27 protein-coding genes, 1 tRNA gene and 1 pseudogene are annotated in these 26,955 nt (G+C 74.3%); 17 read left to right on the plus strand and 12 right to left on the minus strand.

The features are described 5' to 3' along the window. Positions 1-14 precede the first annotated feature (14 nt). Positions 15-1,010 (plus strand): magnesium/cobalt transporter CorA, encoded by a 996-nt coding sequence (corA, locus tag ACGFT1_RS04550; protein WP_373907509.1) that lies wholly within the window; start codon positions 15-17, stop codon positions 1,008-1,010. 155 nt (positions 1,011-1,165) lie between these two features. On the opposite strand, the gene ACGFT1_RS04555 is transcribed toward corA, so the two are convergent. Further along, entirely contained in the window at positions 1,166-2,221 is a 1,056-nt protein-coding gene (locus ACGFT1_RS04555) for an LLM class F420-dependent oxidoreductase (RefSeq protein WP_373907510.1), read from the minus strand. A gap of 266 nt (positions 2,222-2,487) precedes the next feature. Here ACGFT1_RS04555 and ACGFT1_RS04560 point away from each other — a divergent pair, with 266 nt between their 5' ends. Further along, positions 2,488-3,471: an aldo/keto reductase gene (locus tag ACGFT1_RS04560; RefSeq protein WP_373907511.1), complete on the plus strand. Its 984-nt coding sequence runs from the start codon at positions 2,488-2,490 to the stop codon at positions 3,469-3,471. Further along, the gene (locus ACGFT1_RS04565) at positions 3,468-5,948 is read left to right on the plus strand and encodes a helix-hairpin-helix domain-containing protein (protein WP_373907512.1); all 2,481 of its coding nucleotides are present in this window, start codon (positions 3,468-3,470) and stop codon (positions 5,946-5,948) included. The genes ACGFT1_RS04560 and ACGFT1_RS04565 overlap by 4 nt, the downstream gene beginning before the upstream one ends. A 95-nt stretch (positions 5,949-6,043) precedes the next feature. Here ACGFT1_RS04565 and ACGFT1_RS04570 read toward each other — a convergent pair whose 3' ends face one another. Further along, positions 6,044-6,754 carry a hypothetical protein gene (locus ACGFT1_RS04570; RefSeq protein WP_373907513.1) on the minus strand — a complete coding sequence of 237 codons (711 nt, stop codon included), beginning with the start codon at positions 6,752-6,754 and terminating at the stop codon, positions 6,044-6,046. 47 nt (positions 6,755-6,801) lie between these two features. Here ACGFT1_RS04570 and ACGFT1_RS04575 point away from each other — a divergent pair, with 47 nt between their 5' ends. Then, a complete protein-coding gene (locus tag ACGFT1_RS04575; RefSeq protein ID WP_014671721.1) occupies positions 6,802-6,990 on the plus strand; it encodes a DUF5703 family protein in 189 nt (62 codons plus the stop codon). Between the two features lie 112 nt (positions 6,991-7,102). Here ACGFT1_RS04575 and ACGFT1_RS04580 read toward each other — a convergent pair whose 3' ends face one another. From ACGFT1_RS04580 to ACGFT1_RS04590, 3 genes are all read right to left on the minus strand, one after another. After that, entirely contained in the window at positions 7,103-7,843 is a 741-nt protein-coding gene (locus ACGFT1_RS04580; protein WP_373907514.1) for a chaplin, read from the minus strand. Positions 7,844-7,955: 112 nt separating this feature from the next. Beyond that, the gene (locus ACGFT1_RS04585) at positions 7,956-8,189 is read right to left on the minus strand and encodes a chaplin (RefSeq protein WP_373907515.1); all 234 of its coding nucleotides are present in this window, start codon (positions 8,187-8,189) and stop codon (positions 7,956-7,958) included. A gap of 158 nt (positions 8,190-8,347) precedes the next feature. Continuing rightward, entirely contained in the window at positions 8,348-9,673 is a 1,326-nt protein-coding gene (locus tag ACGFT1_RS04590) for a M20/M25/M40 family metallo-hydrolase (protein ID WP_373907516.1), read from the minus strand. A 223-nt stretch (positions 9,674-9,896) separates the two neighbouring features. On the opposite strand from ACGFT1_RS04590, the gene ACGFT1_RS04595 reads away from it, so the two are divergent. Continuing rightward, positions 9,897-9,984: transfer RNA gene (locus ACGFT1_RS04595), tRNA-Leu, on the plus strand. A 57-nt stretch (positions 9,985-10,041) separates the two neighbouring features. Here the strand turns inward: ACGFT1_RS04595 and ACGFT1_RS04600 are convergent. Then, positions 10,042-10,356 carry a dsRBD fold-containing protein gene (locus tag ACGFT1_RS04600; protein ID WP_373907517.1) on the minus strand — a complete coding sequence of 105 codons (315 nt, stop codon included), beginning with the start codon at positions 10,354-10,356 and terminating at the stop codon, positions 10,042-10,044. A gap of 111 nt (positions 10,357-10,467) precedes the next feature. Between ACGFT1_RS04600 and ACGFT1_RS04605 the strand changes: the two genes are divergently transcribed. Then, positions 10,468-10,845 carry a YchJ family protein gene (locus ACGFT1_RS04605; RefSeq protein WP_373907518.1) on the plus strand — a complete coding sequence of 126 codons (378 nt, stop codon included), beginning with the start codon at positions 10,468-10,470 and terminating at the stop codon, positions 10,843-10,845. A 79-nt stretch (positions 10,846-10,924) separates the two neighbouring features. Here ACGFT1_RS04605 and ACGFT1_RS04610 read toward each other — a convergent pair whose 3' ends face one another. Further along, positions 10,925-11,626: a FadR/GntR family transcriptional regulator gene (locus ACGFT1_RS04610; protein WP_373907519.1), complete on the minus strand. Its 702-nt coding sequence runs from the start codon at positions 11,624-11,626 to the stop codon at positions 10,925-10,927. Between the two features lie 140 nt (positions 11,627-11,766). On the opposite strand from ACGFT1_RS04610, the gene ACGFT1_RS04615 reads away from it, so the two are divergent. Beyond that, positions 11,767-12,285: a gluconokinase gene (locus ACGFT1_RS04615; RefSeq protein WP_373907520.1), complete on the plus strand. Its 519-nt coding sequence runs from the start codon at positions 11,767-11,769 to the stop codon at positions 12,283-12,285. A gap of 37 nt (positions 12,286-12,322) precedes the next feature. After that, positions 12,323-13,720, plus strand: coding sequence for a GntP family permease (locus ACGFT1_RS04620; protein WP_373907521.1), 1,398 nt, complete (start codon positions 12,323-12,325; stop codon positions 13,718-13,720). A 52-nt stretch (positions 13,721-13,772) separates the two neighbouring features. Here ACGFT1_RS04620 and ACGFT1_RS04625 read toward each other — a convergent pair whose 3' ends face one another. The 3 genes from ACGFT1_RS04625 to ACGFT1_RS04635 form a co-directional block, all read right to left on the minus strand. Then, complete coding sequence (locus tag ACGFT1_RS04625) at positions 13,773-14,399, minus strand: cytochrome b/b6 domain-containing protein (RefSeq protein ID WP_373907522.1); 627 nt, start codon at positions 14,397-14,399, stop codon at positions 13,773-13,775. Then, positions 14,383-15,120, minus strand: a complete 738-nt coding sequence (locus ACGFT1_RS04630) for a molybdopterin-dependent oxidoreductase (protein ID WP_373907523.1) — start codon at positions 15,118-15,120, stop codon at positions 14,383-14,385. Before ACGFT1_RS04630 ends, ACGFT1_RS04625 begins: the two co-directional genes overlap by 17 nt. An 85-nt stretch (positions 15,121-15,205) precedes the next feature. Continuing rightward, the gene (locus tag ACGFT1_RS04635; RefSeq protein ID WP_373907524.1) at positions 15,206-16,180 is read right to left on the minus strand and encodes a hypothetical protein; all 975 of its coding nucleotides are present in this window, start codon (positions 16,178-16,180) and stop codon (positions 15,206-15,208) included. 373 nt (positions 16,181-16,553) lie between these two features. On the opposite strand from ACGFT1_RS04635, the gene ACGFT1_RS04640 reads away from it, so the two are divergent. Genes ACGFT1_RS04640 through ACGFT1_RS04655 form a run of 4 tightly spaced genes read left to right on the plus strand, consistent with a single transcriptional unit; the run spans position 16,554 to position 18,736 of the window. Continuing rightward, positions 16,554-17,450 (plus strand): DMT family transporter, encoded by an 897-nt coding sequence (locus ACGFT1_RS04640; protein WP_373907525.1) that lies wholly within the window; start codon positions 16,554-16,556, stop codon positions 17,448-17,450. A 27-nt stretch (positions 17,451-17,477) separates the two neighbouring features. After that, entirely contained in the window at positions 17,478-17,993 is a 516-nt protein-coding gene (locus ACGFT1_RS04645) for an NUDIX domain-containing protein (protein ID WP_373907526.1), read from the plus strand. 21 nt (positions 17,994-18,014) lie between these two features. Continuing rightward, entirely contained in the window at positions 18,015-18,407 is a 393-nt protein-coding gene (locus ACGFT1_RS04650; RefSeq protein WP_373907527.1) for a YidH family protein, read from the plus strand. Next, complete coding sequence (locus ACGFT1_RS04655; protein ID WP_373907666.1) at positions 18,404-18,736, plus strand: DUF202 domain-containing protein; 333 nt, start codon at positions 18,404-18,406, stop codon at positions 18,734-18,736. Before ACGFT1_RS04650 ends, ACGFT1_RS04655 begins: the two co-directional genes overlap by 4 nt. Here the strand turns inward: ACGFT1_RS04655 and ACGFT1_RS04660 are convergent. Then, positions 18,733-19,259: pseudogene (locus tag ACGFT1_RS04660) on the minus strand (zinc-binding dehydrogenase); the annotation flags it as partial. The gene ACGFT1_RS04655 and the pseudogene ACGFT1_RS04660 overlap by 4 nt on opposite strands. A gap of 226 nt (positions 19,260-19,485) precedes the next feature. Here ACGFT1_RS04660 and ACGFT1_RS04665 point away from each other — a divergent pair. The 5 genes from ACGFT1_RS04665 to ACGFT1_RS04685 all read left to right on the plus strand — a co-directional run bounded on the left by ACGFT1_RS04665 (position 19,486) and on the right by ACGFT1_RS04685 (position 25,419). Beyond that, entirely contained in the window at positions 19,486-20,508 is a 1,023-nt protein-coding gene (locus ACGFT1_RS04665) for a phosphotransferase family protein (protein ID WP_373907528.1), read from the plus strand. 5 nt (positions 20,509-20,513) lie between these two features. Next, positions 20,514-21,728: an acyl-CoA dehydrogenase family protein gene (locus tag ACGFT1_RS04670; protein WP_373907529.1), complete on the plus strand. Its 1,215-nt coding sequence runs from the start codon at positions 20,514-20,516 to the stop codon at positions 21,726-21,728. Between the two features lie 173 nt (positions 21,729-21,901). Continuing rightward, positions 21,902-23,575, plus strand: coding sequence for a PucR family transcriptional regulator (locus ACGFT1_RS04675; RefSeq protein WP_373907530.1), 1,674 nt, complete (start codon positions 21,902-21,904; stop codon positions 23,573-23,575). A 228-nt stretch (positions 23,576-23,803) separates the two neighbouring features. Then, the gene (locus tag ACGFT1_RS04680; protein WP_373907531.1) at positions 23,804-25,165 is read left to right on the plus strand and encodes a diaminopimelate decarboxylase; all 1,362 of its coding nucleotides are present in this window, start codon (positions 23,804-23,806) and stop codon (positions 25,163-25,165) included. Between the two features lie 11 nt (positions 25,166-25,176). After that, positions 25,177-25,419, plus strand: a complete 243-nt coding sequence (locus tag ACGFT1_RS04685; RefSeq protein ID WP_373907532.1) for a hypothetical protein — start codon at positions 25,177-25,179, stop codon at positions 25,417-25,419. Positions 25,420-25,968: 549 nt separating this feature from the next. On the opposite strand, the gene ACGFT1_RS04690 is transcribed toward ACGFT1_RS04685, so the two are convergent. Next, positions 25,969-26,607 (minus strand): RNA-binding S4 domain-containing protein, encoded by a 639-nt coding sequence (locus tag ACGFT1_RS04690; protein WP_373907533.1) that lies wholly within the window; start codon positions 26,605-26,607, stop codon positions 25,969-25,971. Positions 26,608-26,955 lie beyond the last annotated feature (348 nt).

Here is a 26,955-nt window from a genome sequence, read left to right on the forward strand (position 1 = left end):
GGAGAATGCTCCGCGTGATCGTGGACTGCGCCATCTACCGGCAGGGGCACCGTACCGAGGGCCCGGAGGACCTGTCCGACGCGCTCGCCGAGGCGAGGGCGGCGGGCGGCTTCGTATGGATCGGGCTGCACGAACCGTCCGAGCGGGAGTTCGACCTGGTCACCAGGGAGTTCGGACTGCATCCGCTGGCCGTGGAGGACGCCCTCAAGGCCCATCAGCGGCCCAAGCTGGAGGTGTACGACGACTCGCTGTTCCTGGTGCTGAAACCGGTCGTGTACGAGCCCAGCAGCGACGCCGTCTCGGCCGGCGAGGTGATGATCTTCATCGGTGACTGCTTCGTGGTGACCGTACGGCACGGCGAGGGCGCCCCGCTGGCCGCCGTGCGGCACCGGCTGGAGGAGGAGCCCGAGCTGCTCGACAAGGGCCCCACCTCGGTCCTGTACGCGATCGCGGACGCCACCGTCGACCACTATCTGGAAGTGGCGACGGAGCTGCAGACCGACCTGGACGAGCTGGAGGCGGAGGTGTTCCGGCCGGACATCGGGGGGTCGCGCAACATCGCGTCCCGGATCTACACCTTCAAGCGGCAGGTCCTTGAGTTCCGGCGGGCCACCGGGCCGCTGGCGCTGCCGCTGTCCCGGCTGTCCGGCAACGGCCCGACCGGCGGTGGGGTGCCGTTCGTGCACGACAAGGCGCGACCGTTCTTCCGGGACGTGGGCGACCACCTCACGCGCGTGAACGAGTCCGTGGAGGCCCTGGACCGGCTGGTGTCGGACATCCTGTCGGCTCATCTGGCGCAGATGAGTGTGCGGCAGAACGACGACATGCGGAAGATCTCCGCGTGGGCGGCGATGGCAGCGGTCCCGACGATGATCGCGGGCATCTACGGCATGAACTTCGACCACATGCCGGAGCTGCACTGGGTGTGGTCGTACCCCGTGGTGATCGTGGTGATGGCGGTCCTGGAGACGGTGCTGTACCGGCTGTTCAAGCGGCGCGGCTGGCTGTGAGGCCGGGCGGGAGTCATGCCGGACCGGTGTGCGGACCGGATCGGCCGGAAGAAGGGCCACCGGAGTCGTAACCGCTCGGCGCCGGACGCGTTGTTCCGGGTGACGGCCGTGGCGGGGAAGACCCCCGAGCCCCCACCACGGCCGCTGAACTTCTTCTACGCGAGCCCGGCGCGCTCCAGGGCCTCGCTGCCGGCCCGCAGGGACGCGAGCCGCTCGTCCAGCGTGAAGCCGGCCGGGGCCAGGCTGAGGGTGGTGACCCCGGCGGCGGCGTAGGCCTTCATCCGGTCGGCGATGCGGTCGACGGAACCGAGCAGCGTGGTGCTGTCGACGAGCTCCTGCGGGACCGCGGCGGCGGCGCCCTGCTTGTCCCCGGAGAGGTACTTCCGCTGGATCTCGGCCGCCTCCTTCTCGTATCCCATGCGCTGGGCGAGCTGGTTGTAGAAGTTCTGCTTCGGGCTGCCCATGCCGCCGACGTACAGCGCGGTGTACGGGCGGAAGGTGTCGGCGAGCCGGGACACGTCCTTGTCGTCGCCGAGGGCGATCGGCAGGGTCGGGCACACGTCGAACCCGTCGAGAGTGAGGCCGGCCTTCTCCCGGCCCGCGCGCAGGTATGCGACCGTGGTCTCCTCCAGGTGCTCGGCGGAGGGGAAGATCAGCAGCGCGCCGTCGGCGATCTCGCCGGTCTGCTCCAGGTTCTTCGGACCGATCGCGGCGATGTACAGCGGGATGTGCTCACGCTGCGGGTGCACGGTCAGCTTGATCGGCTTGCCCGGGCCGCCGGGCAGCGGCAGCGTCCAGTGCTCGCCCTCGTACGTCAGCCGCTCCCGGGTCATCGCCCGGCGGACGATCTCCACGTACTCGCGGGTGCGGGCCAGCGGCTTGTCGAACTTGACGCCGTACCAGCCCTCGGAGACCTGGGGGCCGGAGACGCCGAGGCCGAGGCGGAACCGGCCGCCGGACAGGGAGTCCAGCGTGGCCGCGGTCATCGCCGTCATCGCGGGCTGGCGGGCCGGGATCTGGAAGATGGCCGAGCCGACGTCGATGCGCTCGGTCTGCGCGGCGACCCAGCTGAGCACCGTCGCCGCGTCGGAGCCGTACGCCTCGGCGGCCCAGCACACGGAGTAGCCCAGCCGGTCGGCCTCCTGCGCCACGGCCAGATTGTCGCCGTCCATTCCGGCACCCCAGTAGCCGAGGTTGATCCCGAGCTGCATGCGCGATTCCCCTTACCGATGAGTAACGTCCCTGTGCGCAGACCTTAGCGCGGGACCGGGCGCCGGGAGCAGGGCGTGGCCGGGGACAGCCGGGTGGATCGCGCGGCGCGCGGGGCGGGCGGGGCGCCGGCGGCGGGACGGCCGAAGCGGCGCGCGGCGGGCCGCCGGAGCCCGCACACCGGGCGCGACCGGGTCGTTCGCCCGGGGCCCGGGACGTTATCCACAGGCAACCCACGGCAGCGGGCGCGGCCAGTAATGTCGCGGGCATGGAGCAGAGGCATCTCGGCCGGACCGGCCTTCGCGTGTCCCGCATCGGACTCGGCACCCTCACCTGGGGCCGGGGCACCGACGAGCACGACGCCGCGGACATGCTGAAGGCGTTCTGGGAGGCCGGCGGCACCCTCGTCGACACTGCGGACGTGTACGGCGACGGGGAGGCGGAGTACCTGCTCGGGCAGCTCATGGAGAAACTGGTGGCGCGCCGCGACCTGGTCATCTCCACCAAGGCGGGCAGCGTCCCCGATCCCGACCGTCGTTTCGACGGTTCCCGGGGCCATCTGCTCGCCGCGCTCGACGCCTCCCTGGCCCGCCTGGGCACGGAGTACGTCGACGTGTGGCACGTCCACGCCTACGACCCCGACACCCCGCTGGAGGAGACCCTCCAGGCTCTCGACCTCGCGGTGAGCACCGGCCGCGCCCGGTATGCGGGGGTGTCCAACTTCTGCGGCTGGCAGCTGGCCAAGGCCGCCACCTGGCAGCTCGCGGCGCCGGGCACGCGCACCCGGCTGGCCAGCACGCAGATGGAGTACTCGCTGCTCCAGCGGGGCGTGGAGCGCGAGGTGCTGCCCGCCGCGCTCGACCTCGGCGTCGGCCTGCTGCCGTCCTCCCCGCTGGGCCGGGGCGTGCTGACCGGCAAGTACCGGCACAGCACACCCCAGGACTCCCGCGGTGCCTCCGAGCATCTGGCGCCGTTCGTCGAGCCGTACCTGGACGACACGGCGACCCGCATCGTGGACGCGGTGACCACGGCCGCGGACGGTCTCGCCGTCACCCCGCTCCAGGTGGCCCTCGCCTGGATCCGGGACCGGCCCGGGGTGGCCGCGCCGATCGTCGGCGCGCGCAACGGGCAGCAGCTCGCGGCCGCGCTGTCAGTGGAGGCCCTTAGTCTTCCTGACGAGATCTGCCGGGCGCTGGACGATGTGTCGGCGCCCGTGCACCGCTATCCCGATCACGACTGGAGCACGCTGTGAGCACGGAGCCGGAGACCACGGAGAAAGCCGGGCCGGGGACACCGGACACGGGAGCCGCCCCGGCCGGGAGCACGGGCGACCCGGCCGGCCGGGCCACCACGGAGGACCGGGACGGCACCGGGCACGCCGAAGAGGCCGGGGGCGCTCAGGCTCGGGCTGAGGGGGGCGCGGGCGGCGTGGAGGGTGCCGGGGGCGCGGCGGACGCAGGTTCCGGGAGGGGTGCGGAGGCCGGGGCCTCTGGCTCCGCCGCTTCAGAGGAGCGTACGGGGGCCCCGGCGAGGGACGACGCCCTGGCCTCCCCGGCCTCCCCGGGCTCCCCGCGCTCCTCGGGCCGTGAGGAAGCTTCTGCCGAGTCCGGCGCCGAGTCCGGCGTGGAAGCGCCCGTGCCGGCCGGTGCCGACGGCGGCGGGGAGGCCGCGGCGGAGGCCGGTCCAGCGGGCGGCGTGGACACCGAGGGCGGCGGCGGCGCCGCGGGCGGGGTGTCCGAGGCGGAGGCCGAGTTGGCCGCGCAGCGGATCGAGCGGGAGCGGATCGAGCGGCGCAAGGCCGAGAAGGCAGGCCCGGTCGCTGCCGGGGCCAAGCTCAGCGGCAAGGCGGCCGACCTGCTCGCGGCGGTACGGGCCGTGGAGAGCGGTGAGAAGCCGGTGGCCGCGGTGTTCGCCGAGTCCGCACCGGCACCGCGCCGCCCCGCACCGGAGCCCGTGCGCAGGCCCCAGCCGGCCCCAGCCGTGGCCGCGCCCGGTGCTCCCGCTCCGGAGGCCGTGGAGGCCGTGCGCCGGGTACTGACCGAGGGCGGCGCGCCCGACGGCCTGGCCCCGCAGGTGGCCGCGGCGCTCGGCGAGGACGCCGGCACCACGCTCCGGGAGGACCCCTGGCAGCTGCTCCGGGTCGGCGGTGTCCGGCCGGAGCAGGCCGACGGGTTCGCGCGGGCACTGCTCGGCGCCGCATGCGGCCCCGACGACGAACGGCGCGGCCGCGCGCTGACCGTCTGGCTGCTGGAACAGGCGGCCCTGGCCGGGCACACCGCCCTGGAACTGCCCACGCTCACCGCGGCACTGACCCGGCAGGCGGTGCCGGACGCGGACGCGGCGGTGCAGAGCGCGCTCGCCGAGGGCGAGGCCCTGGTGTTCCAGGACGCCCTGGAGGAGACCGGCGCCCCCGACCCCCGGGACAGCGAGGAGGAGCAGGAGCGGCCGGTCCGGGTCCTGGCCGGCCTGGAGCGCTACGCCATGGCCGAGGAGAGCCTCGCCGACGGCCTGGCCCGGCTGGTCGACTCCCGGTCGCCGGATCCCGGTCAGGCCTGGGAGGCGGCCGCCTCCGGGGTGTCCGGCGGTGCGGCCGAGCTGGCCCGCGCGGTCGCCGGGCACGGCCTGGTGCTGCACACCGGCGGGGAGGCGGCCCGCGCCGAACCGGCCGCGCTGCTCGGTGCCGCCACCGCCGCGGGACTGCGGGCCTTCGCCGTCTGCCACACGCCCGACGGCTGCCGGCGCCTGGCCGCGTCGCTGGGTGGCGGCCCGGCGGAGCAGGGGGTGGGCACGGTCGCCGGTCTGCTGTCCGGCGACGAGGGGCCGGGCCGGGACGCGGAGGGCGCCCTCGAACTCGACCTGCTGATCGTGCTGGACGCACCCCAGCTCGACGTGGAGGCCGCCGCGATGCTGGTGGAGTCGCTGCCCGACGGGGCCCGGCTGGTGCTGAGCGGAGACCCGTCGGTCCTGTGGTCGGCCGGTCCGGGCCGGGTCTTCGCGGACCTGCTCGCGGCCCGCGTCTGCCCGCACACCGTGTCCCGCGTGCCGGACCCGGGTCCGCTCGGGGAGCTGGTGTCCGGCATCGGCGTCGGCGAGCTGAACCAGGTCGCCGCCCCGGGCAAGGAGGTCGTGATCGTGCCGGTGCGGGACGCCGGCGAGGCCGTGCACCGGACCGTGCAGCTGGTCGCGGACTCGGTGCCGCGGGCGATCGGCGTGCCGGCCGACCAGACCGTGGTGATCACCCCGGGCCACGGAGGCGCAGCGGGCACCCGTGCCCTCAACTCCGCGCTGAAGGAACGGCTCAACCCCGGCCCCGGGCGGTTCGGCGGCTTCGACCCCGGTGACCGGGTCGCCTACTCCCCCGCGCCGGGCCGTACGGTGCCGGGCGTGGTGGTGAGGGCCGACGCCGACGGACTGCACCTGTCGTGCGCGGGCGCCCCCGTCGTCGTACCCCGGGAGCGGGTGGAGAGCGGTGTGCGGCACGGCTGGGCGCTGACCGCGCACCAGGCGGTGGGCGCGCGCTGGCCGGCGGCGGTCGTGGTGCTGCCCGGCGACGCCGCGCAGGCTCTCAGCAGACCATGGGTGTACACCGCGTTCGGGCGGGCGGACCGGCATCTGTCCGTGGTGCACGGCGTGGACCAGGCGCTGCCGAAGGCGGTCGCGGAAATTGCCGCCAAACCCCGCACGACCCGGCTGCGGGCCCTGCTGCGGACACAGACCCCGACGCCCTGACCCCCTCGCCCGGGTCCGCGGCGCGGACGGTCAGCGCGCGGGGGGAACCGGCGGCGCCGTAGGGGGCCCGGCCCCCCGCGGCGCCGCCACGCCGCTCACTTCTCGGCGTCGAGCGGCTCCAGCTCGTCCTCGTCGCCGTCCTCGCCCTCGTGGTCCTCCTCGACGAAGTCGATGTCGTCGTCCTCGATGTCGGAGGCCTCGTCGTCGAACACCGCGCTCACGTCGAAGCGGCACACCACCTGCTGCGGGTCGAAGTGCTCGAACGGCGCCTCCAGCCACTCCCCGGCCTCGGGTGGTTCCTCCGCGGCGGTGACCCACAGCGTGGAGTCGCCCTCCTCCAGGCCGAACTCCTTGTGCCGGGAGGCGATCTCGTCCGGTTCGAACTCGCCGAAGAGGATGCCGAGCGCTCCGGGGACGGAGCGGGCGGCCCCGTCGTCGTCCACGCCGCCGTCGTACTCCGCCGCCTCGATCCGCTGGGCCTGGGCGAGCAGCCGCGGCGGTTCCGCCACGGTGTAGTCGCGGCGGATCAGCACACTGATCGCGTTCGGTTCGTCGGGTCCGGCGTACGGCGGCAGGGCGTCCTCCGCGCCGGGGATCTCGAAGGGCGTGACCTCGTCGTAGCGGTCGTAGAGCAGCTCGTCGTACACCTCGGCGGCAGCGGCCAGCTGGTTGAACGCCTCGGAGACGGCCGGGTCGTCCTCCCCCGACCGGCGTTCGACCGCAGCCAGATGGCGGTCGAGCGCGGTCTTGACCGCCTCGGCGGCGGCGCGTACCTCGGCAGCGGTGGGCTGCGCAGCATCAGACATAGTGCAGACGCTATCCGTACCGGGCACCAGCCCGCACAATAGATGCGATGCCGGAATACGAATTTGTCGACGTGTACGTGCCTCGCGGGGTCTCCCGCAAGGAGGCGACACGTCTGCTGACCGACCATGCCGAGTACGGACACTGGGAGTTGGACCGACTGAGCCTGCTGCGCGACGGCAGCCGCAGGGTGCGGTTGCGCCGGCGGATCATCCGCCAGGTGCGTGCCACGTGGTGACGCGGGACAACTGAACGGAGCGGGCCCCGCCGGCATGGCAGGGCCCGCTCCGTTCTCCCGGGCGATCACCGCCCTGCCGGGGGCCGTGCCGCCTTCGTGCCGGGTGTGTCGGTTACGCCGCGGACCGCGCCTTGCGGTAGAGCAGGGCGCCCGCGAGCAGCGCGCCCCCGGCGGCCGGCAGCGCGAGGCCGAGCGGCATGCCGTTGCCGGTGTGGGCGAGCTGGGCGGTGGTCGGGGGCCGGTCGGCGCGACCCGTCCACTGGGCCTGGTGCCGCGAGGCCTGCCGGTGGGCGGAGTGACCGGAATCACCAGGGTGTTCGGGGTGGATCCGGTGACCGGGTCGGGCCGGGTGGCCGGGTGTGACCGGCTTCCCGGGCGGGTTGCCGTGTCCACCGCCCGGCGGCGGCGCGGAGTGCCCGCCGCCGTTGCCGCAGTCGTCGCCCGCGGTGGCGTTGCCCGCCCCGATGACGTCGACGCTGTCGCCGCACACGCTCACCGGGACGTCGATCGGCACCTGCACGGTGTTGCCGGAGCCGACGCCCGGCGAGCCGGCGCTCGCGCCGCCCGCGTGCGAGCCGCCGGAGCCGCTGTGGCGCTCCGCCGAGGTGCCGCCGCGCTGGGCGCAGGCGTTGCCCGCCGACGGGTTGAGGAGCCCGATGACGTCGACCGTGTCGCCGCAGACGTTCACCGGGACGTGTACCGGTACCTGCACCGTGTTGCCGGACAGTACGCCGGGCGAGCCGGCGGCGGTGCCGGCGGCGGTCGAGTCGGCGTGTGCGTAGCCGCTCGCGGCGGCGAGCACGCCGGTCGCGGCGGCCATGGTCATCAGGCCTTTGCGCGTGCTGTATCGCATGCTGGAATTCCCCCCTGCCTTCGATGGTGAAGGACCGGCCCCGTCGAGGACGGACGGCCGACCGCTCAGGAAAGAGGCCCCCTCGGGAGGGATGTCCCGCGGGGAGCCCGCCTCACTTGTTGAGGCAGGCGTTGCCGAAGGCGGGGTTCAGGAGCCCGATCACATTGATCGTGTTGCCGCACACATTCACCGGGACGTGCACGGGCACCTGGATGACGTTGCCCGAGACCACGCCCGGGGAACCCACGGCGGTACCCTGGGCACCGGCGTCGGCGGCGGCGAGGCCCGCGCCCGCGAGGAGCAGCCCACCGGTGGCAGCCGCGGCGGCGACGACCTTCTTGATCATTATTCCTCCTAGTTGGCAGTGCGACCCCAAGGTGCGAGGTCACATCAGCGGTAACGAGGAGGGACTGATGAAGCTACGAACCTATCGTCGCATTCACCCTCTCGGGCGATCTCGCACGGCTGCCCGATCGTGTGCCCGGCCGTCCGGGGCAGGCGGCCTCAGGACGCGTCGATGAACCGGTCCAGCACGCGGACGCCGAACCGCAGCCCGTCCACCGGTACCCGTTCGTCCACGCCGTGGAACATGCCCGCGAAGTCCAGCTCCGGCGGCAGCTTCAGGGGCGCGAAGCCGAAGCCGCGGATGCCGAGGTCGTCGAAGGACTTGGCGTCGGTGCCGCCGGAGAGCATGTACGGGATGGCCTTGGCCGTGGGGTCCTCGGCGAGCAGCGCGGACTGCATGGCCTCGACCAGGGCGCCGTCGAAGCCGGTCTCGACCGCCTTGTCGGCGTGCACGTCCTCGCGGCGGACGTGCGGCCCGAGCAGCCGGTCGAGGTCGCTCAGGAACTCCTCCTCGTGGCCGGGCAGGAACCGGCCGTCGATGTGCGCGGTGGCCTCGCCCGGGATGACGTTGACCTTGTAGCCGGCGTTCAGCTGGGTGGGGTTGGCGGTGTTGCTGAGGGTCGCGCCGATCAGCTTGGCGATGCCGCCGAGCCGGGCGAGGGTGGACTCCATGTCCTCCGGGTCCAGCTGGGTGCCGAGCGCGTCGCCCAGTTCGTCCAGGAAGGCCCGGGTGGTCTTGGTGACGCGCACCGGGAACTTGTGCCGGCCGACGCGGGCGACGGCCTCGGACAGCTCCGTGATCGCGTTGTCGCGGTGGATCATCGATCCGTGCCCGGCGGTCCCGGCCACCGTGAGCTTCATCCAGTGCATGCCCTTCTCGGCCGTCTGGATCAGGTAGAGCCGCCGCTGCTCGTTCACGGTGAAGGAGAAACCGCCGACCTCGCTGATCGCCTCCGTGACGCCCTCGAACAGCTCGGGGTGGTGGTCGACCAGGTAGCGGGCGCCGTACGTGCCGCCCGCCTCCTCGTCGGCGAGGAAGGCGACCACGATGTCCCGCGGCGGCCGGCGCCCGCTGCGCAGCCGGTCCCGCACGACCGCCAGCGTCATGGCGTCCATGTCCTTCATGTCGACGCCCCCGCGCCCCCACACGCACCCGTCGGCGATCTCGCCGGAGAAGGGGTGGTGGGTCCAGTCGTCGGCGTTGGCCGGTACGACGTCCAGGTGGCCGTGGATCAGCAGCGCGGGCCGGGACGGGTCCTCGCCCTCGATGCGGGCCACCGTGGAGGCGCGGCCGGGGTGCGACTCGTAGATCTCCGGTTCCAGCCCGACCTCGGCGAGCTTCCCCGCGACCCACTCGGCGGCCTTGCGCTCGCCGGGTCCGGAGTGGTCGCCGTAGTTGCTGGTGTCGAACCGGATCAGCTCGCGGCAGAGGTCCACGACCTCGTCCTCACCGGTGACGCTCCTGGCCGTGTCCGTCTCGCTCACGCTGCATCCTCCCGCTGTCACTGCTGGGTCCCTCTCATCCTCTCTCCGGGCGCACCCCGGGCCCAAGACGGGGCCGGGCCCGTCACACGCCGTTCACGGGCGAGCCGCCGGGGTACGCGCCGGGGAAGGGGGTGATCGGCCACCCCGGAAAGCCTGGTAATGTTTCCTTCGTCGCCGCGAGGAAAATCCCGACCAAAGGGAAATCCCGTACGACAGACACCTTGTCCGGGTGGCGGAATGGCAGACGCGCTAGCTTGAGGTGCTAGTGCCCTTTATCGGGCGTGGGGGTTCAAGTCCCCCCTCGGACACCAGCAGGGCCCCCGCGACGCGGGGGCCTTTCGCGTCGCCCCCGGCGGGGGGGCTCCCGGTCACTCACGGGTCAGCCAGAGCGGCGCCAGGGCGGCGTCGGTGCCGGTGGCCCCCGTCGCCCTCAGGTCACCGTCGGCGGCGCGCAGCAGCATGCGGCCCAGGGCGATCAGGGCGCGGCCGGCGGCGAGTTCGTCGCCGATGTCCGGCATCGCCGGGTCGTAGGGGCTGCGGCGGGCCTCCGCGCGGATCTCCAGGACGCTGTCGCCGGTGTCCAGGACGATCCGGGCCGTGGTGTCCGGATCGCGCTCGGACAGATAGAGGTTCAGCCGCCACTCCCTGATGGCGGGAGGACGGCTGCCGGGGGGTCGGGTCATCGTCCGTCTCTCCTCCCTGCGCGCCGCGGCCCGGTGGAGCGCCGGTGGGCCCCTTCCACTGTGCACCCCCGCGCGGGCGGACGCCGCCCGGCCGCGGGCAGAATGTGGGTCATGACCTCGCGCACGTGCCCCTGCGGGCTCCCCATGTCCTACGAGGCCTGCTGCGGCCGCTTCCACTCCGGCCCCGCCGCGGCGCCGACGGCGGAGCTGCTGATGCGGTCGCGGTACAGCGCGTTCGTGCGGGGCGACAACGACTACCTGCTGCGCACCTGGCATCCCCGGACCCGGCCGGAGCGGCTCGACCTCGATCCGCGGACGCGGTGGACGGGGCTCGAGGTCCTCGGCTCCACCGGCGGGTCGGCCTTCCACACGACGGGCACGGTGACCTTCCGCGCCTCCTACCGGGGCGGCTCGCTGCTGGAACGCAGCCGGTTCGAGCGGGTGGACGGGGCGTGGGTGTACGTGGACGGCGACTTCCCGGACGAGTAGGCGGCCTGGGACGGCCGCGCCGGCCGCGGCCCCGGCAAGGCGCCGCGGACGGTATCCCCCTCCGGCGGAACGGCGCGGTTCAGGGCGCCAGGATGTCCAGTTCCTGGAGGGCGCCCACGGTGATCTGCCGGGTCAGCTCCTCGGCGCGGACCGCGTCGCCCGCGCGGACCGCCTCCGCGACCCGCACGTGCAGGGTGACGGCCGCCGGGTCGGGGTCCTCGAACATGACCTCGTGATGGGTGCGTCCGGCCAGCACCTCCGCCACGACGTCGCCGAGGCGGGCGAACATCTCGTTGCCGGAGGCGATGAGGACGACCCGGTGGAAGGCGACGTCGTGGATCAGGTACTGGTCCAGGCGGTGGCCGCGGGAGTTGGCCACCATGCCGAGGGCGCACTCGGTGAGTTCCGCGCACTGCCCGGCCGTGGCGTGCCGGGCGGCGAGGCCGGCGGCGACGGGTTCGACCGCGGAGCGCAGCACGGTCAGGGAGCGCAGCTGGTGCGGGCGGTCGGCGCCCGCGAGGCGCCAGCGGATGACCTGGGGGTCGTACACGTTCCACTCGGCCTTCGGGCGGACCGTGACGCCGACCCGGCGGCGGGACGCGACCAGGTGCATGGACTCCAGGACGCGGACCGCCTCGCGCATCACGGAGCGTGACACCTCGAAGTCCTGTGCGAGCTCGTCCGTGCGCAGAACGCTGCCCGGCGGGTACTCGCCCGCCGTGATCGCGGGGCCGAGAGTGTCCAGTACACGGCCGTGCAGGCCCCGGCCCGGTGTGCTCATGCACTCAGCGTACGGCCTGGATCACGGGGACAAAAAGTCAGACTTATATGTCACACAGTCTTGAATTCGTCGTACCTAATGGGTTTCAGTGTGGCGACGCCGCAGGGGCGTCGGATGTCGAGGAAGACAGCGAGGCAGTGATGCGAAGCCCCCAGGTCGTCGTCGTGATGGGCGTCGCGGGGACGGGCAAGACCACGATCGGTCCTCTGCTCGCCGCGCGGCTGGGCGTCCCGTACGCCGAGGGTGACGACTTCCACCCGCAGGCCAACATCGACAGGATGTCGGCCGGGATCCCGCTCGAGGACGCCGACCGGTGGCCGTGGCTGGACGCCATCGGGCACTGGGCGCACGGCCGGGCCGGGCTGGGCGGAGTGGTCAGCAGTTCCGCGCTGAAGCGGTCGTACCGCGACCGGCTCAGGGCGGTGGCCCCCGGGGTCGTGTTCCTGCACCTCACCGGGGACCGGCAGCTGATCGAGGAGCGGATGTCCGGGCGGCAGGGCCATTTCATGCCCACCGCGCTGCTGGACTCCCAGTTCGCGACGCTCCAGCCCCTGGAGCCGGACGAGCCGGGAGTCGCCGTGGACGTCGCCGGCAGCCCGCAGGAGATCACCGAGCGCGCCGTGCGGGCGCTGGACGCCCTTCCCGCCGCATCCGCCTAGCACCCGAACACCTTTCCGTAACCGCAAGGGAACCCCCGTGACCAGACTCAGCGTCGAGATGCTGGCAGCGGACGCGCCTCCGCCGATCACCTCCGCCGGACACGCCCAGCTGGGCATCGCCGTCCTGGTGGGCATCGCCGCGATCGTCCTGCTCATCACCAAGTACAAGCTCCACGCGTTCCTGGCCCTGACCATCGGGTCGCTGGTGCTCGGGGCGGTCGCCGGAGCGCCGCTCGACAAGGCCATCACCAGCTTCACCATCGGGCTCGGCACCACCGTGGCCGGCGTCGGCGTCCTGATCGCGCTCGGGGCGATCCTGGGCAAGCTGCTCGCCGACTCCGGCGGCGCCGACCAACTCGTCGACACGATCCTCGACAGGGCGGGCGGGCGCGCGATGCCCTGGGCGATGGTGCTGATCGCCTCGGTGATCGGTCTGCCACTGTTCTTCGAGGTCGGCATCGTGCTGCTGATCCCGGTCGTGCTGATGGTCGCCAGGCGCGGCAACTACTCCCTGATGCGCATCGGCATCCCGGCGCTGGCCGGTCTGTCCGTGATGCACGGCCTGATCCCGCCGCACCCCGGCCCGCTGGTCGCGATCGACGCGCTGCACGCCAACCTGGGCGTGACCCTGGCGTTCGGCATCCTCGTCGCCATACCGACGGTGATCATCGCCGGTCCGCTGTTCTCGAAGGTCGCGGCCCGCTGGGTGGACGTGCCGGCGCCGGACCGGATGCTGCCGACGCGCGCGACGGACGAGCTGGAGCGCCGCCCCGGTTTCGGCGCGACGCTCGCGACCGTGCTGCTGCCGGTGGTGCTGATGCTGGCCAAGGCGCTGGTGGACATCGTCGTGGACGACACCACGGACCGGACCCAGCGGGTCTTCGACATCGTCGGTTCACCGCTGATCGCTCTGCTCGCCGCCGTGCTCGTCGGCTTCTTCACGCTGGGCCGGCCGGCAGGGTTCACCAGGGACCGTTTGCAGCGGACCGTCGACAAGGGCCTCATGCCCATCGCCGGCATCCTGCTGATCGTCGGCGCGGGCGGCGGCTTCAAGCAGACGCTGATCGACTCCGGGGTGGGCCAGATGATCCTGGACATCTCCAGGGACTGGTCGATCCCGGCGCTGCTGCTGGGCTGGCTGATCGCGGTGGCGATCCGGCTGGCGACCGGCTCGGCGACGGTGGCGACGGTCTCGGCGGCCGGCCTGGTCGCGCCCCTCGCGGCCGACATGTCGACCACGCACACCGCCCTCCTCGTCCTCGCCATCGGCGCGGGCTCGCTCTTCTTCAGCCAGGTCAACGACGCCGGTTTCTGGCTGGTGAAGGAGTACTTCGGGCTGAGCGTCGGGCAGACCCTCAAGACGTGGTCGGTGATGGAGACGATCATCTCGGTGGTCGGCGGCGGCCTGGTCCTGCTGCTGTCCCTCGTGGTCTAGCCGTCCCCGGCTGCCGGGGCGAGGAACGGTCAGCGGGGCCGGGCCGGCCCGGTCAGGGGCGCCACAGCGGATGCTCCCGCCGGGCCCACTCCTCGCTCACCGTCCCCGTGCGCAGGCCCTTGCGCGCCTCCGGGTCCCCGAGGGCCATGCCGATGTGGCCGGCCAGGACCACGCCGGTCGCCAGGGCCAGCCAGTCGTGCACGAAGGTGGCCGACGTGCGCCACATCAGCGGGGTGAGGTGGGTGAACCACATCATCAGACCGGTGCCGAGCATGACGAGGGTGGCGCCGGCGATCCAGGCGGCGTAGACCTTCTGGCCGGCGTTGAACTTGCCGGCCGGACGCGGGGCGTGCCGGGTGGCGCGGCGCAGGGCGGTGCGCAGCCAGAGCCGGTCGTGCGGGCCGAAGCGGTTGAGGAAGCGCAGGTCGGCGCGGAAGGCGCGGGAGGCGAGGCCCAGCAGGACCGGGACCGGCAGGGCGAGGCCCGCGCACTCGTGGACGCGGACGACCAGTTCACGGCGGCCGACCAGGATCGCCAGCTGCGGGATGTAGAGGACGGCGGCCGTCAGCACGCACAGCCCCATCAGCGCGGCGGTGCCGCGGTGCACCCGGCGCTCGGCCGGGGTGAAGCGGTGGACGCGGGTGCCCGGCGGGGCCGGGGCGTCAGTCGGTAGGCGCATCGGTGCGTCCGTTCGAGCGGCCCACCCAGGCGTCGACGTCGTAGCCCAGGTCCTCCCAGTAGCCGGGCCGGACGCGGTCCGTGACCGTGATGCCGGAGAGCCACTTGGCCGACTTGTAGAAGTACATGGGCGCCACGTAGAGGCGGACGGGGCCGCCGTGGTCGTGGCCGAGGTCGTGGTCCTGCATGCGCAGGGCGGCCAGGACGTCCGGGCGGCGGGCCTGCGCCAGGGTGAGGCTCTCGGTGTAGGTGCCGTCGAAGCAGGTGAAGCGGACGGCTCGGGCGGAGGGGTGGACGCCGGCGGCGTCCAGCAGCCGGGAGAGGCGTACGCCCTCGAAGGGCGTGCCGGGAACCCGCCAGCCGGTGACGCACTGGACGTCCTTGACCAGCCGGGTCTGCGGCAGGGCGCGCAGTTCGGCGAGGGTGTAGCTGTGCGGGCGGTCGACCAGGCCGTCGACGGTGAGGCGGTAGGCGGTGGCGCCGGGCCGCGGGACGGAGGCGGCGACGGAGTAGTACCGGAATCCGCCGCCGTTGGGCAGCAACCCCGTCAGGCCCGTGGGATCCTTGCCCGCGACACCTGCGAGGAAGCCCTCCGTACCGCGTTGCAGCACGGGCGCGCCGAGGACGCCGAGCGCGCCGAGGCCGAGGGTGCCGAGGAAGATACGGCGGCCGACCGGCCGGCCGTCCCGCTCCTCGGGCTGGTCAGGGTTCACGTGGCCCATTCGAGCACTCGCGGCTCCGCGGGACCAGGGATCCGGGTCATCGGTCAGACTTTCGTCATCTCTTCTTACCGGCCGAGCGCGTGTCTTACCGGCCGAGCGCGTGGCCGCGGGCCGTGCGGAAGGCCGTCCAGGGGTCGCGGTGGACGTAGGACCAGGGTGCCCGGGTGGCGTGCCGGCCGATGCGCTGGAAGAGCGCCGCCGCCTCGGCCGGGCGGCCGGCGCAGGACAGGGCGAGGGCGAGGTGGTTGAGGTCGAGGTGGCGGCGCGGGTGGTCGTCGTGCTCCCACTCCAGCCACCAGTCGAAGCAGGTGCGCAGGATGCGCCGGGCCCGTGGGCCGGACCAGTGCCCGGAGGCGGCAGGGTCGGCGGGGGTGAGGCCGGTGGCGGCCAGGACCCGGTAGCGCTCGGCGTAGGCGACGACGGGCAGCACGGCGAGGGGGCAGTCGGCGGGGGCCTCGGCGGCGGCCAGTTCGGCGACGTCGTACACCTCGTGGGCCTCCGGCCGGCCGCCCGCGGGCCGTTCGGCGAGGCGGGCGATCAGCAGGTGGTGGGCGTGGTGGTGCTCGGGGTGGCGGCGGCGCAGCTCGGCGAAGGTGCCGAGCAGCTCGCGGTCGGAGCCGAGGGCGCGGGCCAGCAGCAGCCGGCCGAGCCAGGGCGTGGGGTCGGCCGGGGCGAGCGCGGCGGCCGTGTCGCAGGCCTCGCGGGCCCGGTCGGGTTCGTCCCTGCCGCGCACGGCGCGGTGGACGAGGGCCAGGGCGAGGAGGGTGGCGGCGTCGGCGGACCCGGGTTCGGCGGCCAGCCAGTCACCGGCCCGGTCGGCGGCGCGGGGGTCCCGGGCGAGGACGGTGAGGCGGTGGCCGCGGCGGTCCCAGTCGTCGCCGGTGCGGATCAGCAGGGAGCGGGCGGCCTGTCGGCGGCCCTGGGCCAGGGCGGTCCGTGCGGTGCGGAGTCCGGCGTCGCCGAGGTCCTCGTCGAAGGCAGCGGTGGCGTCCCCGGCAAGGTCGCCGGACGCGTCCGTGAGGACCCGGCGCAGGCCGGGCGCGGGCGGGAGAGGGGGCACCGGGGGACTTCCTGTTTTCTCGGGCTGCCATCGACCGATCACGCACAGCAAACCCGCAGCCGTGACTCGCGTCAAGCGGAACCCTGATGCTCCGCACTTCAACAGCCGCGCCGGGAACGGAACTTGGCATGACCGGCGCAGGTGGCCGGGGGTCCGCCGCCGCGGTCGGCGGGCTTCCCTGTGGCGTATGCCACGGGCTGTGCGGAACGCGTGGCGCCCCGGTGTGGCGTACGCCATGGCGCGGGACGCCCCGGCATCGGACCATGGCGAGTCAACCGCCCGTTTTCGGGTGCTTCCGGGGCAATGCCGTCCCGGGAACGCTACAGTCGGCCACTACGCGCCCGTGGTCCGGCCGGATGATGAGGTACACAGCGTGTCGGTTCTGGTTCTCGTCCTCGCCGTGAGCGCGGCCTGTTGTCTGGGCTTCGGATTCGTACTCCAGCAGAGCGCGGCCCAGCAGGCACCGCTCAGCGACTTCCTGTCCTTCCGGCTGCTGCTCGACCTGATGCGGATGCCGCGCTGGCTGGGCGGTCTCGGTCTGATGGTGGCCGGCATGGTGCTGGGCGCGGTCGCCCTCGGCAAGGGTGAGGTCTCGCTGGTCGAGCCGCTGCTCGCGACCAACCTGCTGTTCGCCCTCGCCCTCTCCCGGTACCGCGCCGGACAGTCCCTCGGCCGTCAGGGCTGGGCCGGGCTGCTGCTGCTCGCGGGCGGGGTGAGCGCGTTCCTCCTGGCGGGCGAGCCGCGCGCCGGCACGGCGGTCGCCGATCCGCTGCGGCACTGGCTGATCATCGGGGCCGTGGCCGGCGTGGCGCTGATCCTGACGGCGTACGCCAAGCGCTCCCGGATGAGCTGGGGCCCGGTGCTGCTGGCCACCGCCGCCGGCCTGCTGTACGGCATCCAGGACGCGCTGACCCGGGTGAGCGGCACGCGCTTCGCCGACGGCGGACTCACCGAGCTGTTCACGGGCTGGCAGCCGTACGGCGTGCTGGCGTGCGGGATCACCGGGCTGGTCCTGGTGCAGAGCGCGTTCGAGACGGCCCCCCTGCGCATGTCGCTGCCCGCGCTGACCGCGGCCGAGCCGCTCGCCGGGATCCTGTGCGGGGTGGGCTTCCTCGGTGACCGGCTGCGCACCGACACCGGGGCGCTCGCCTGGGAGGCGGCCGGGCTGGCGGCCGTGGTCGCGGGCATCGTGCTGCTGGGGCTGCACCCGGCGATGCCGTGCGGCCCCGCACGGGCGGAGCCGTCGGCCCGCGACCTCCAGCGCCGCTGAAGTCGCCGCCCTGATTGGATGAGGGGCATGAATCCCGCTGACGAGATCCTCGACATCGTCGACGAGCACGACCGGGTCGTCGCTCAGTGCCCGCGCGGCGAGGCGTACGCCCGCGGGCTGCGCCACCGTTGTGTGTTCGTCCAGGCCCGGGACGCGGACGGACGGCTCTTCGTGCACCGGCGCACGGCCACCAAACTGGTGTTCCCGTCCCGGTACGACATGTTCGTCGGCGGGGTGGTCGGCGCGGGCGAGTCCTACGACGCGGCGGCGCTGCGCGAGGCCGAGGAGGAGCTGGGCGTCGGCGGGCTGCCCCGGCCGGCTCACCTGTTCACGTTCCTGTACGACGACGGCGCCGGGAAGAGCTGGTGGTCCGCGGTGTACGAGGTGCGCTGCGATCTGCCCGTACGGCCCCAGGCCGAGGAGGTCCAGTGGCACGCTTTCCTCACCGAGGAGGAGGTCGGGCGGCGGCTCACCGAGTGGGAGTGGGTGCCGGACGGGCTCGCGGCGTACGAGCGTCTGAAGGCGTTCCGGGCGGGCCGGTGAGCCGCCGGTAGGGTCGGCCACGTGATCGAGTTCGTACGGAACATCCGGCTGTGGTTCGCGCCGGAACAGGTGCGGGACGAAGGCGGCACGCCCGACTACCGGTTCTCGCTGGCCAACGAGCGCACCTTCCTCGCCTGGCTGCGGACCGCGCTCGCGCTGATCGGCGGTGGATTCGCGGTGGACCAGTTCCTGCCGGACCTGCGCTGGGCGTGGCGGGCCGGTCTCGCGCTCGCGCTGCTGGGCGCCGGGGTGCTGTGCTCGCTGCGGGCGGTGAATCACTGGGTGCGCTGCGAGCGGGCGATGCGGCGCGGCGAGGACCTGCCCGCCTCCCGGTTCCCGGTGCTGCTGAGCCTGGTCGTCGCGGTGGTGGCCGTGGCGATGGTCGTGGTGGTGCTGGTCGGGTGGGAGACGTGACGGCGGCCGCGGCCGGCCGGGATCCGGGGCTCCAGCCCGAGCGCACCCGGCTGGCCTGGCGGCGTACGACGCTGTCGGCGGCCGTGGCCGCCGTGTTCGCCGTGAAGTCGGCTCTGCGCGCCGGCGCCGGCTCCGGCGCGCTCGTCGTGTGCGCGGTGTGCTGCGGGCTGTGGCTGGCCTTCGTGTGGGTGGCCCACCAGCGCATCCGTGCGCTGTCCGCCGGCACCCCGCCGCCCGTGCTGGCCCCCCGCCACGCGGGGGCGGCGGTGCTGTGCGCGGTGGCGACGGCGGTGTGCGCGGCCGTGCTGGTGCTCGGCCCCGCCCGTTAGGCGCCGCCCGCGCCGGTGTCCTGGCCGACGGTGACAACGATCTTGCCGCGGGTGCGGCCCCGCTCGCTCAGCCGGTGGGCGTCCGCCGCGCGCTCCAGTGGGAGCGTCCCCTGGACGTGGACGGAGAGGACTCCCCGTCCGGCCGACGCGGCGAGCGCGGTGAGGCCCTCGGTGTCCGGGCGGACGAAGGCGTACCGGCCGCCGTAGCCCACCACCGCCGGGTCGGCGACGGACGCGAGCCGGCCCTCGGGAGCGAGCAGGTGGGCGGAGGTCCTCGGCGTGTCCCCGCCGATGGTGTCGAAGACCGCGTCCACGCCTGCGGGGCGAGCCCGCGCACCCGTTCGGCCGGGCCCCCGCCGTACGTCACCGGCTCGCCGCCGAGGCCGCGGACGAAGTCGTGGTGGTGCTCGCCGGCGGTACCGATCACCCGGGCGCCGGTGCGGGCGGCGAGCCGGACCGCGAGCGAGCCGACCCCGCCGGCCGCCGCGTGCACCAGGACGGTCTCGCCGCGCTCGACCTCCAGCACTGCACCTCGGGTCCGCCGTAGCGGCTGTTGCTGACGCCCTTCATGTCCTCGACCCCCCGGGGTGCGCGGGCCCCGCGCACCCGGGATGCCCCGGTCCGGGGAGCGGACGGCCTATCGTGGCTCACGTCACGTTTCACGTCACGTTCGACCCTCGCACTGGACGACATACCGACCGGTCGGCATCATGTGTCGGGTAGTGTCCACCCGTGCGTAGGAGTGATGTATGAGCGCCGACCACCCGCCCGGACTCGACCTGGACCGGCTGCGCGTCCTGCTCGACCGCGAGCGCCCCGGTCTGGTCAGCGGCCCCCTGACCGGCCGGCTGATCGAGGGCGGACGGTCGAACCTCACCTACGCGCTCTCCGACGGCACCGCGCGGTGGGTCGTACGCCGGCCCCCGCTCGGCCATGTCCTGGCCACCGCGCACGACATGCGGCGCGAGCACCGGGTGATCAGCGCCCTGCACCCCACCCGGGTGCCGGTGCCGCGGCCGGTGCTGCTGTGCGAGGACGAGGACGTGCTGGGCGCGCCGTTCTACGTCATGGAGTTCGTCGAGGGCACCCCGTACCGCACCGCCCAGCAGCTCGCCCCGCTCGGTGCGGAGCGCACCCGCGCGGCGGTGCTGTCCCTCGTGGACACGCTCGTCGAGCTGCACGCGGTGGACCCCGCCGAGGTGGGCCTCGCCGACTTCGGGCGCCCGGAGGGCTTCCTGGACCGGCAGCTGCGCCGCTGGGGCAAGCAGCTGGACGCCTCCCGCAACCGCGACCTGCCCGGCATCGACGAGCTGCACGCCGCCCTCGGGCGGGCGCTGCCGGCCTCCCCCGCCCCGGCCGTCGTCCACGGCGACTACCGCCTGGACAACGTCCTGATCGGCGACGACGACCGGATCAGGGCGATTCTCGACTGGGAGATGTCCACGCTCGGGGATCCGCTGACCGACCTGGGCCTGCTGGTGATGTACAGCCGGCCGCTCGGCATGGCGCAGTCCCCCGTCTCCACCACCGCCGAGGCGGCGGGACACCCCTCCCCGCAGGAGCTGATCGAGCGGTACGCCGCGCGCTCGGGGCGCGACGTCCGCGCCGTCTCCTGGTACACGGCGTTCGCCTGGTTCAAGCTCGCCGTGATCCTGGAGGGCATCCACTACCGGTACACGCTGGGCCAGACGGTCGGCCGCGGCTTCGACCGCATCGGCGAACTCGTCCCCGTCTTCATCGACCACGGACTGACCACTCTTCAGGAAGGCTGACCGGTATGGACTTCGCGTTCGACGCGCGCACCGAGGAGCTGCGCGCCAGACTCCTCGCCTTCATGGACGAGTACGTCTACCCGGCCGAGGCCGTGGCCGAGGAGCAGCGGGCCCGGCTGGCGTCCCCCTGGGACACCCCGGCCGTGGTCGAGGAACTGAAGGCCGAGGCCCGCAGGCAGGGTCTGTGGAACCTGTTCCTGCCGGACACCGAGTACGGTGCCGGGCTGACCAACCTCCAGTACGCGCCGCTCGCCGAGATCACCGGCCGCTCCCCGCACCTCGCGCCCACCGCGACGAACTGCGCCGCGCCCGACACCGGCAACATGGAGGTGCTCGCGCAGTTCGGCAGCGCGGAGCAGAGGAAGCAGTGGCTGGAGCCGCTGCTCGCCGGTGAGATCCGCTCGGCGTTCGCGATGACCGAGCCGGAGGTGGCCTCCTCCGACGCCACGAACATCACCACCCACATCGAACGGGACGGCGACGAGTACGTCATCACCGGCCGCAAGTGGTACATCTCCGGGGCGATGAACCCCGACTGCGCCGTCTTCATCGTCATGGGCAAGACCGACCCGGACGGGGCGGACATCCGCCGCCAGCAGTCCATGGTCCTGGTCCCGCGCGACGCCCCGGGCGTCACCGTGCGGCGCGCCATGCGGGTGTTCGGGTACGAGGACCACTCCCACGGCGGCCACGCCGAGGTCGTCTTCGACCACGCCCGCGTGCCGGTGGCCAACCTCGTCGGCGAGGAGGGCGGCGGCTTCGCCATCGCCCAGGCCCGGCTCGGCCCCGGCCGGATCCACCACTGCATGCGGCTGATCGGTATGGCCGAGCGGGCGATCGAGCTGATGTGCCGGCGGGCCGTGTCCCGTACCGCGTTCGGCAAGACGCTGGCCCGGCAGGGGGTGGTCCAGAACTGGATCGCCGACGCCCGGGTGACCGTCGAGCAGCTGCGGCTGCTGGTGCTGAAGACGGCCTGGCTGATGGACACCGTCGGCAACCGGGGCGCCCACACGGAGATCCAGGCCATCAAGATCGCCACGCCGCGCGCGGTGGTCGGCATCCTCGACCGCGCGATCCAGCTGCACGGCGCGGGCGGGGTGAGCCAGGACCTGCCGCTGGCCGAGCTGTACGCGAGCGCCCGCACCCTGATGCTGGCCGACGGCCCGGACGAGGTGCACCAGCGCTCGCTGGCCCGCAGGGAACTGAAGAAGTACGCCTGACCGCCCCGGCCGGTGCGGCCACCCCGCACCGGTCCCCTCCCCCTTCGCCGCACCGGCGGTGGTCCGTGCTTCCTCGTGTCTCCGTGCGCTGTTGAGCGCCGGCGCGAGCTGTGGTGTCGTACGTGTTCCGGAAGCGGCCGGGCCACGGCCGGGCGGTGGGGCGAGGGGGAAGCGTGGGCGATGCGCGGGAGCGACCGGGGTGGGGCGCGGCGGCGGAGCACAAGGTGACCCTGGAGCGGTTGCTGTCGGTGGTGGGGCCCGGGGCCCTGGAGCTGGACACGGCCCCCGGCGGGCTGGCCGTCGCCGTCGGCGGTGTCGCCGTGCTGGACGTGCTGGATCCCGCGATCCGGCCCCGGGAGCTGGTGCTCGCGGTCGGTGTGGGTGCCGGCTCGCCCCAGGCGGTGGACGTCCTGCGCCGGGCCGGCGACGCCGGGGCCGCCGGGGTGGTCTTCGGCCCGGACCGCCCCGAGGGTGCCGCCGGAGCCCTGCGGGCGGCGGCCCGGGAGGCCGGCACGGCGGTGTTCTTCCGCACCTGGTACCGGTGGGACGAGCTGGTCGTGGTGCTGCGGGCCGGGCTGGCAGCGGCGGGGGCCGCGCCGTCGGCGACGGCCCCGGGACCGGCCCTGGGGGACCTCGACGCGCTGGCCGACGCGGTGGCCGCGCTGGTCGGCGGCTCGGTGACCATCGAGGACACCGAGTCCAGGGTGCTGGCGTTCTCCTCGACCGAGGAGAACGTGGACGAGATGCGCCGGCTGACCATCCTCGGACGGCGCGTTCCTCCCTGGCGCGTGGCCGCCATGCGGGACGCCGGCTTCTTCCGCGCCCTGTGGACGGCGGACGACGTGCTGCACCGCAGGGCTCAGGGTGACGACCCCGAGCGGCTCGTGTGCGCCGTCCGGGCGGGCGGCGAGGTGCTGGGATCCGTCTGGGTGGCGGCGGTCGGCGGCCGGCCCCTGTCCCCGAACGCGTCGGAGGCCCTGCGCGCGGCGTCCAGGGAGGCCGCCGCACATCTGCTGCACCACCGCACGCGCGGTGCGGACAGCCGGCTGGTGGAGGACGCGGCGCGGGCGCTGCTGGAGGACCGCGGCTCGGCCGAGGTGCTGGCCGCGCGGGCGTCGCTGCCCGCGCTGGAGCCCTGCGCCGTGCTGGCGGTGGGCCGCGGCGCGAGCGCGTCCGCGAAAGCCCCGCCCGACGACCCGTCGCGGCTGTACGGTGCACTCGCCCTGCACTGCGCGGCGCTCGGCCACCGGGTCGTGGTGGTGCCGGCCGGCGGCAGGGCCCTGGTGCTGGTGACCGCGCTGGACGAGGATCCGGAGGGGGCCCGCGAGCAGCTGACGAAGCTGGGGGCGTCGCTCGCCGAGCGGCTGTCGGCCACGACGGGCACGCCGGTGCGGGCCGGGCTGGGCGAGGTGGTGCCGGCGCTGGCCCGGGCCGCCGAGTCGCGCCGCGGCGCCGAACAGGCCCTGAGGGCCCTCATCCGGACCGGGGGCGCCCGTACCGTCGCCCGGGTGGCGGACGTGGCCGACACGATCGGCGTGCTCCGGGTGCTGGAGGCGCTGCGGGACCTGGAGCTGCCGCCGGGGACCTCGGTGGCGCGGCTGGCCGCCTGGGACGCGGGGCCGGGCGGAGGACACCTCGTGAAGTCGCTGCGGGCCTACCTCGACCACTTCGGCGACGTGTCGGCGGCGGCGCACGCGCTCTCGGTCCACCCCAACAGCCTGCGGTACCGGCTGGGCCGGATCACCGCGGCCTCGGACCTCGATCTCGGCAGTCCGGACGCCCGCCTGCTGGCCCAGCTGCAATTACGCCTCGCGGACCCGGACGGGGAGGCGGAGGCCGGGTCCTGAGGGTGTGCCCCGAGGCGTGATTCGTGTGCCCGCACCAATGCCGGGCGCCGTCCTTGTCGCCGCGCACAACGGCGTGGCCGGCCGGGGCCGGCCGCCCGGTGCGCCCGCCGGCGCGGGGGGCGAGCCTTTGGGAAACCGACGATGACGGCACGGGTGCGCGGCCCGCAACCTGGAAACACGCCCGGGGAATCGGCCCCGGCCGCCTCGTCCCACACCGGAAGGTTCACCATGACCGCTGTGCCCCTCGACGCCGTACGGCGCGAACGTGTTCTCCAGGAGGCCGTGCGGCAGAGGCTGCTGGACCCGGAGCAGTCCCTGCTGGCCGCCTTCGTCGACCTCGACGGCGTCGCGGCCACCGTCCGGGCCCTGCACGACGCCTTCCCCGGCTCCCCCGAGGTCCGCGGCGTCCTGCACACGTTCGCCGCGAAGGCCAACTGCCTCGTGCCCGTCCTGGCGGAACTGGCGGGGCACGGCATGGGCTGCGAGGTCGCGACCGCCGGTGAGCTGGCCCGGGCGCTGGCGGCCGGGTTCCCGGCCGAGCGGATCGTCTTCGACTCCCCCGCCAAGACCCGGGCGGAGCTGGAGCGGGCGCTGGGCCTGGGGGTGGCCGTCAACGCGGACAGCTTCCAGGAGCTGGAGCGGATCGACCGGCTGCTCGACGGCCGCGCTCCGGTCTCGCGGATCGGGGTGCGCCTCAACTGCCAGGTCGGCGGGGGTGCCATCGCCGCGATGAGCACCGCCACGAGTACCTCCAAGTTCGGCGTCCCGCTGACGGATCCGGGCAACCGCGAGCGGCTGATGCGGGCGTTCGACACGTACCCGTGGCTGACCTGGGTGCACACGCACACCGGGTCCCAGGGCTGCCCCCTGGACCTGATGGCCCGCGGGGTGGCGCAGGCGGTCGAGTTCGCCGACCAGGTGACGGCCGCGTTCGGGGAGGGCAGGATCGCGGGCATCGACATCGGCGGCGGGCTCCCCGTCAACTTCGCCGACGACGAGGTCACCCCCACGTTCGCGACGTACGTCGAGCAGGTGCGGGCACACGCCCCGCGGCTCTTCGGGGGCGGGTACGCGGTCGTCACCGAGTTCGGCCGGTCCCTCCTCGCCAAGAACGGCTTCATGGCCGCCTACGTCGAGTACACCAAGAGCGCGGGGGGCCGGCCGATCGCCGTGACCCACGCCGGCGTCCAGGTCGCCACCCGGACGGTGTTCAGTCCCGACGCCTGGCCGCTGCGCGTCGAGGCGCACGACCCGTCCGGCACGGCCAAGCGGGGGCGGCCCGTACGCCAGGACATCGCGGGGCCCGCCTGCTTCGCCGGCGACCTGCTGGCCCGCGACCGCGCGCTGCCCCCGCTGGAGCCGGGCGACCTCGTGGTGGTGCCGGACACGGGTGCCTACTACTTCTCGACGCCGTTCAGGTACAACAGCCTGCCCGAACCCGCCGTGTACGGGGTCCGGACGAACGCGGACGGCGGCATCGCGTTCACCGTCGTCCGTCCGGCGCAGGACCCGTGGCAGCTGACCGAGCAGGACGGCGTGGACCCGCTGTCCCAGGACCCGGTGGCCGTCCCGGCCGGCGACGCCCGGTGAGGAGCACCGGGGTGCCCCCGGCCGGCCGGCCGTCGCCCGAGCGGGACCGGCCGCGGCCGGAGCGGACGCGGCCGGAGCGGGCCGGGCCGCTCCTGACGCAGCGCGCCGCCATGGTGTTCCTGCTGGCCGCGCTGGCCGGCATCGGGGCCACCGTCCTGGCGGCGCTGGCCGGCAACGCCTGGCCGGTGGCGGTGAGCGTGGGCAGCGGTACGTCCGCCACGGCCGTCCTGTTCTTCCGGGAGATCATCGACTAGTTCTGTCTCTTCGGTCGGCGTCGTGTCCGGATGAGGATGGCGGCGAGGTGGAGCGACGCAGGCGATCGACGCCGCGGCCAGGGTGGGGGCCGGCGCCGGCCCCCACCCACCCGTCGGTGGTCCCGTCGAGGTCGGCGGCGGTACGGACGACACCGAGGAGGGCGCCTCCCGCGGGTACGCGGGACCTACCTGTCCGGCAGCGGCGCCCCCTGGATCACCCGGACTTCACCAGGACCCACCACACCCCGCCCGCCCACCGATCCACCGGACCGTGGCCGTCCCCGTGCTCCGCGGGGGCGGCCACTCGCGGGGCCGGCCCCTGCGCACGAGCCCCGGCCGCGGCGCCGCCCCCGCCCTGGCAGCACCTCCATGGCCTCCCCGCACGTCGCCGGGCGGCCGGCCTGCTGCTGGCGTCGATCCGACCTGGACCCCGGAACCGGGCACCGCTCCGCACGGGCACCGGCAGCACCGATCCGCCGCCCACCGGCAGCAAGTCCGGCAACGCCGAGGATCACCGGGTGCGTGGCAACGCCCCCGCCGAGTCGTCCGTCACCGTCGACGCCCGTTCGGGTCGCTGGTGCCACGGCGCCCATCGGAGCCCTTCGCGCTCCCGGCACCGTCGGGGCCGCTCGGTCCGGCGAACGAGGCGAAGAACGTGGGGCTGCCCGCCGCGAGACCACGGAGGCGGTCCAGCTCGCGCCGGTCGCGCTTGGTGGGGCGGCCGGTGCCCCGGTCACGCAGGCCGGCGGGGGCGACGGCGTCCCGGGGCGGAGGCGGTGGGGATTTGTCGATGTAGCACTGGGCGGCCACGGTCGCTCCGACCCGCTTGCGGATCAGGTGCTTGACGATCACGACGCGTTCCCGGCCCTCGTGCCGCAGGCGTACCTTGTCACCCACCCGCAGGCAGCGGGCGGGCTTCACCCGATCTCCGTTCACGTGAACGTGCCCGCCCCGGCAGGCGGCGGCGCCGAGGGACCGGGTCTTGACGAGGCGGGCGGCCCAGATCCAGCTGTCGACGCGGACGCCCTCGCCGCCGGCGGACCCAGCGGCCTCGGCGGCCGCCACGGCAGCAGCGATTTCGCTGTCCAACGGCTGTGCCGCGCAGGCCGGGTCCGTGTCGGCCGGCTCGCCGGCTCGCCCCTCGCCCGTTCCACGGCCCGCCTTCTCGTCCCCGATTCCGGAAGCCATGTCCCGACCCTAACGCGCCGGGGCCGCCGTACGGGAAGCCTTCTGCGGCGCCCGTCGGGCCGCGCACCCCGCGCGCGGTTCTCCCGGAGGCGGCCCGGAACGGCCTACCCCTGTCGCTGGGCATCTCGGGCGCCACACTGTGCGCCGGCCTCGCCCTGGAACCGCTCGTGCGCGCGGTCCCGCCCGTCCGCTCCGGACGAGGACCGTGCCGCCGGCGCCCGGCCGAGCTCCACGCCGACAGGGGCGGAGACCACGACCACCTGCGCCGACGGCCGCGCGACAGAGGCCGCCCCCGCCCGCACCGCCCTCGCGGGCAGGGGCGCAGGTGGGCCGGGTGCCGAAGGCGGT

Origin of the sequence: Streptomyces sp. Y20 (assembly GCF_043195475.1) — a bacterium.
Taxonomy (GTDB): domain Bacteria; phylum Actinomycetota; class Actinomycetes; order Streptomycetales; family Streptomycetaceae; genus Streptomyces.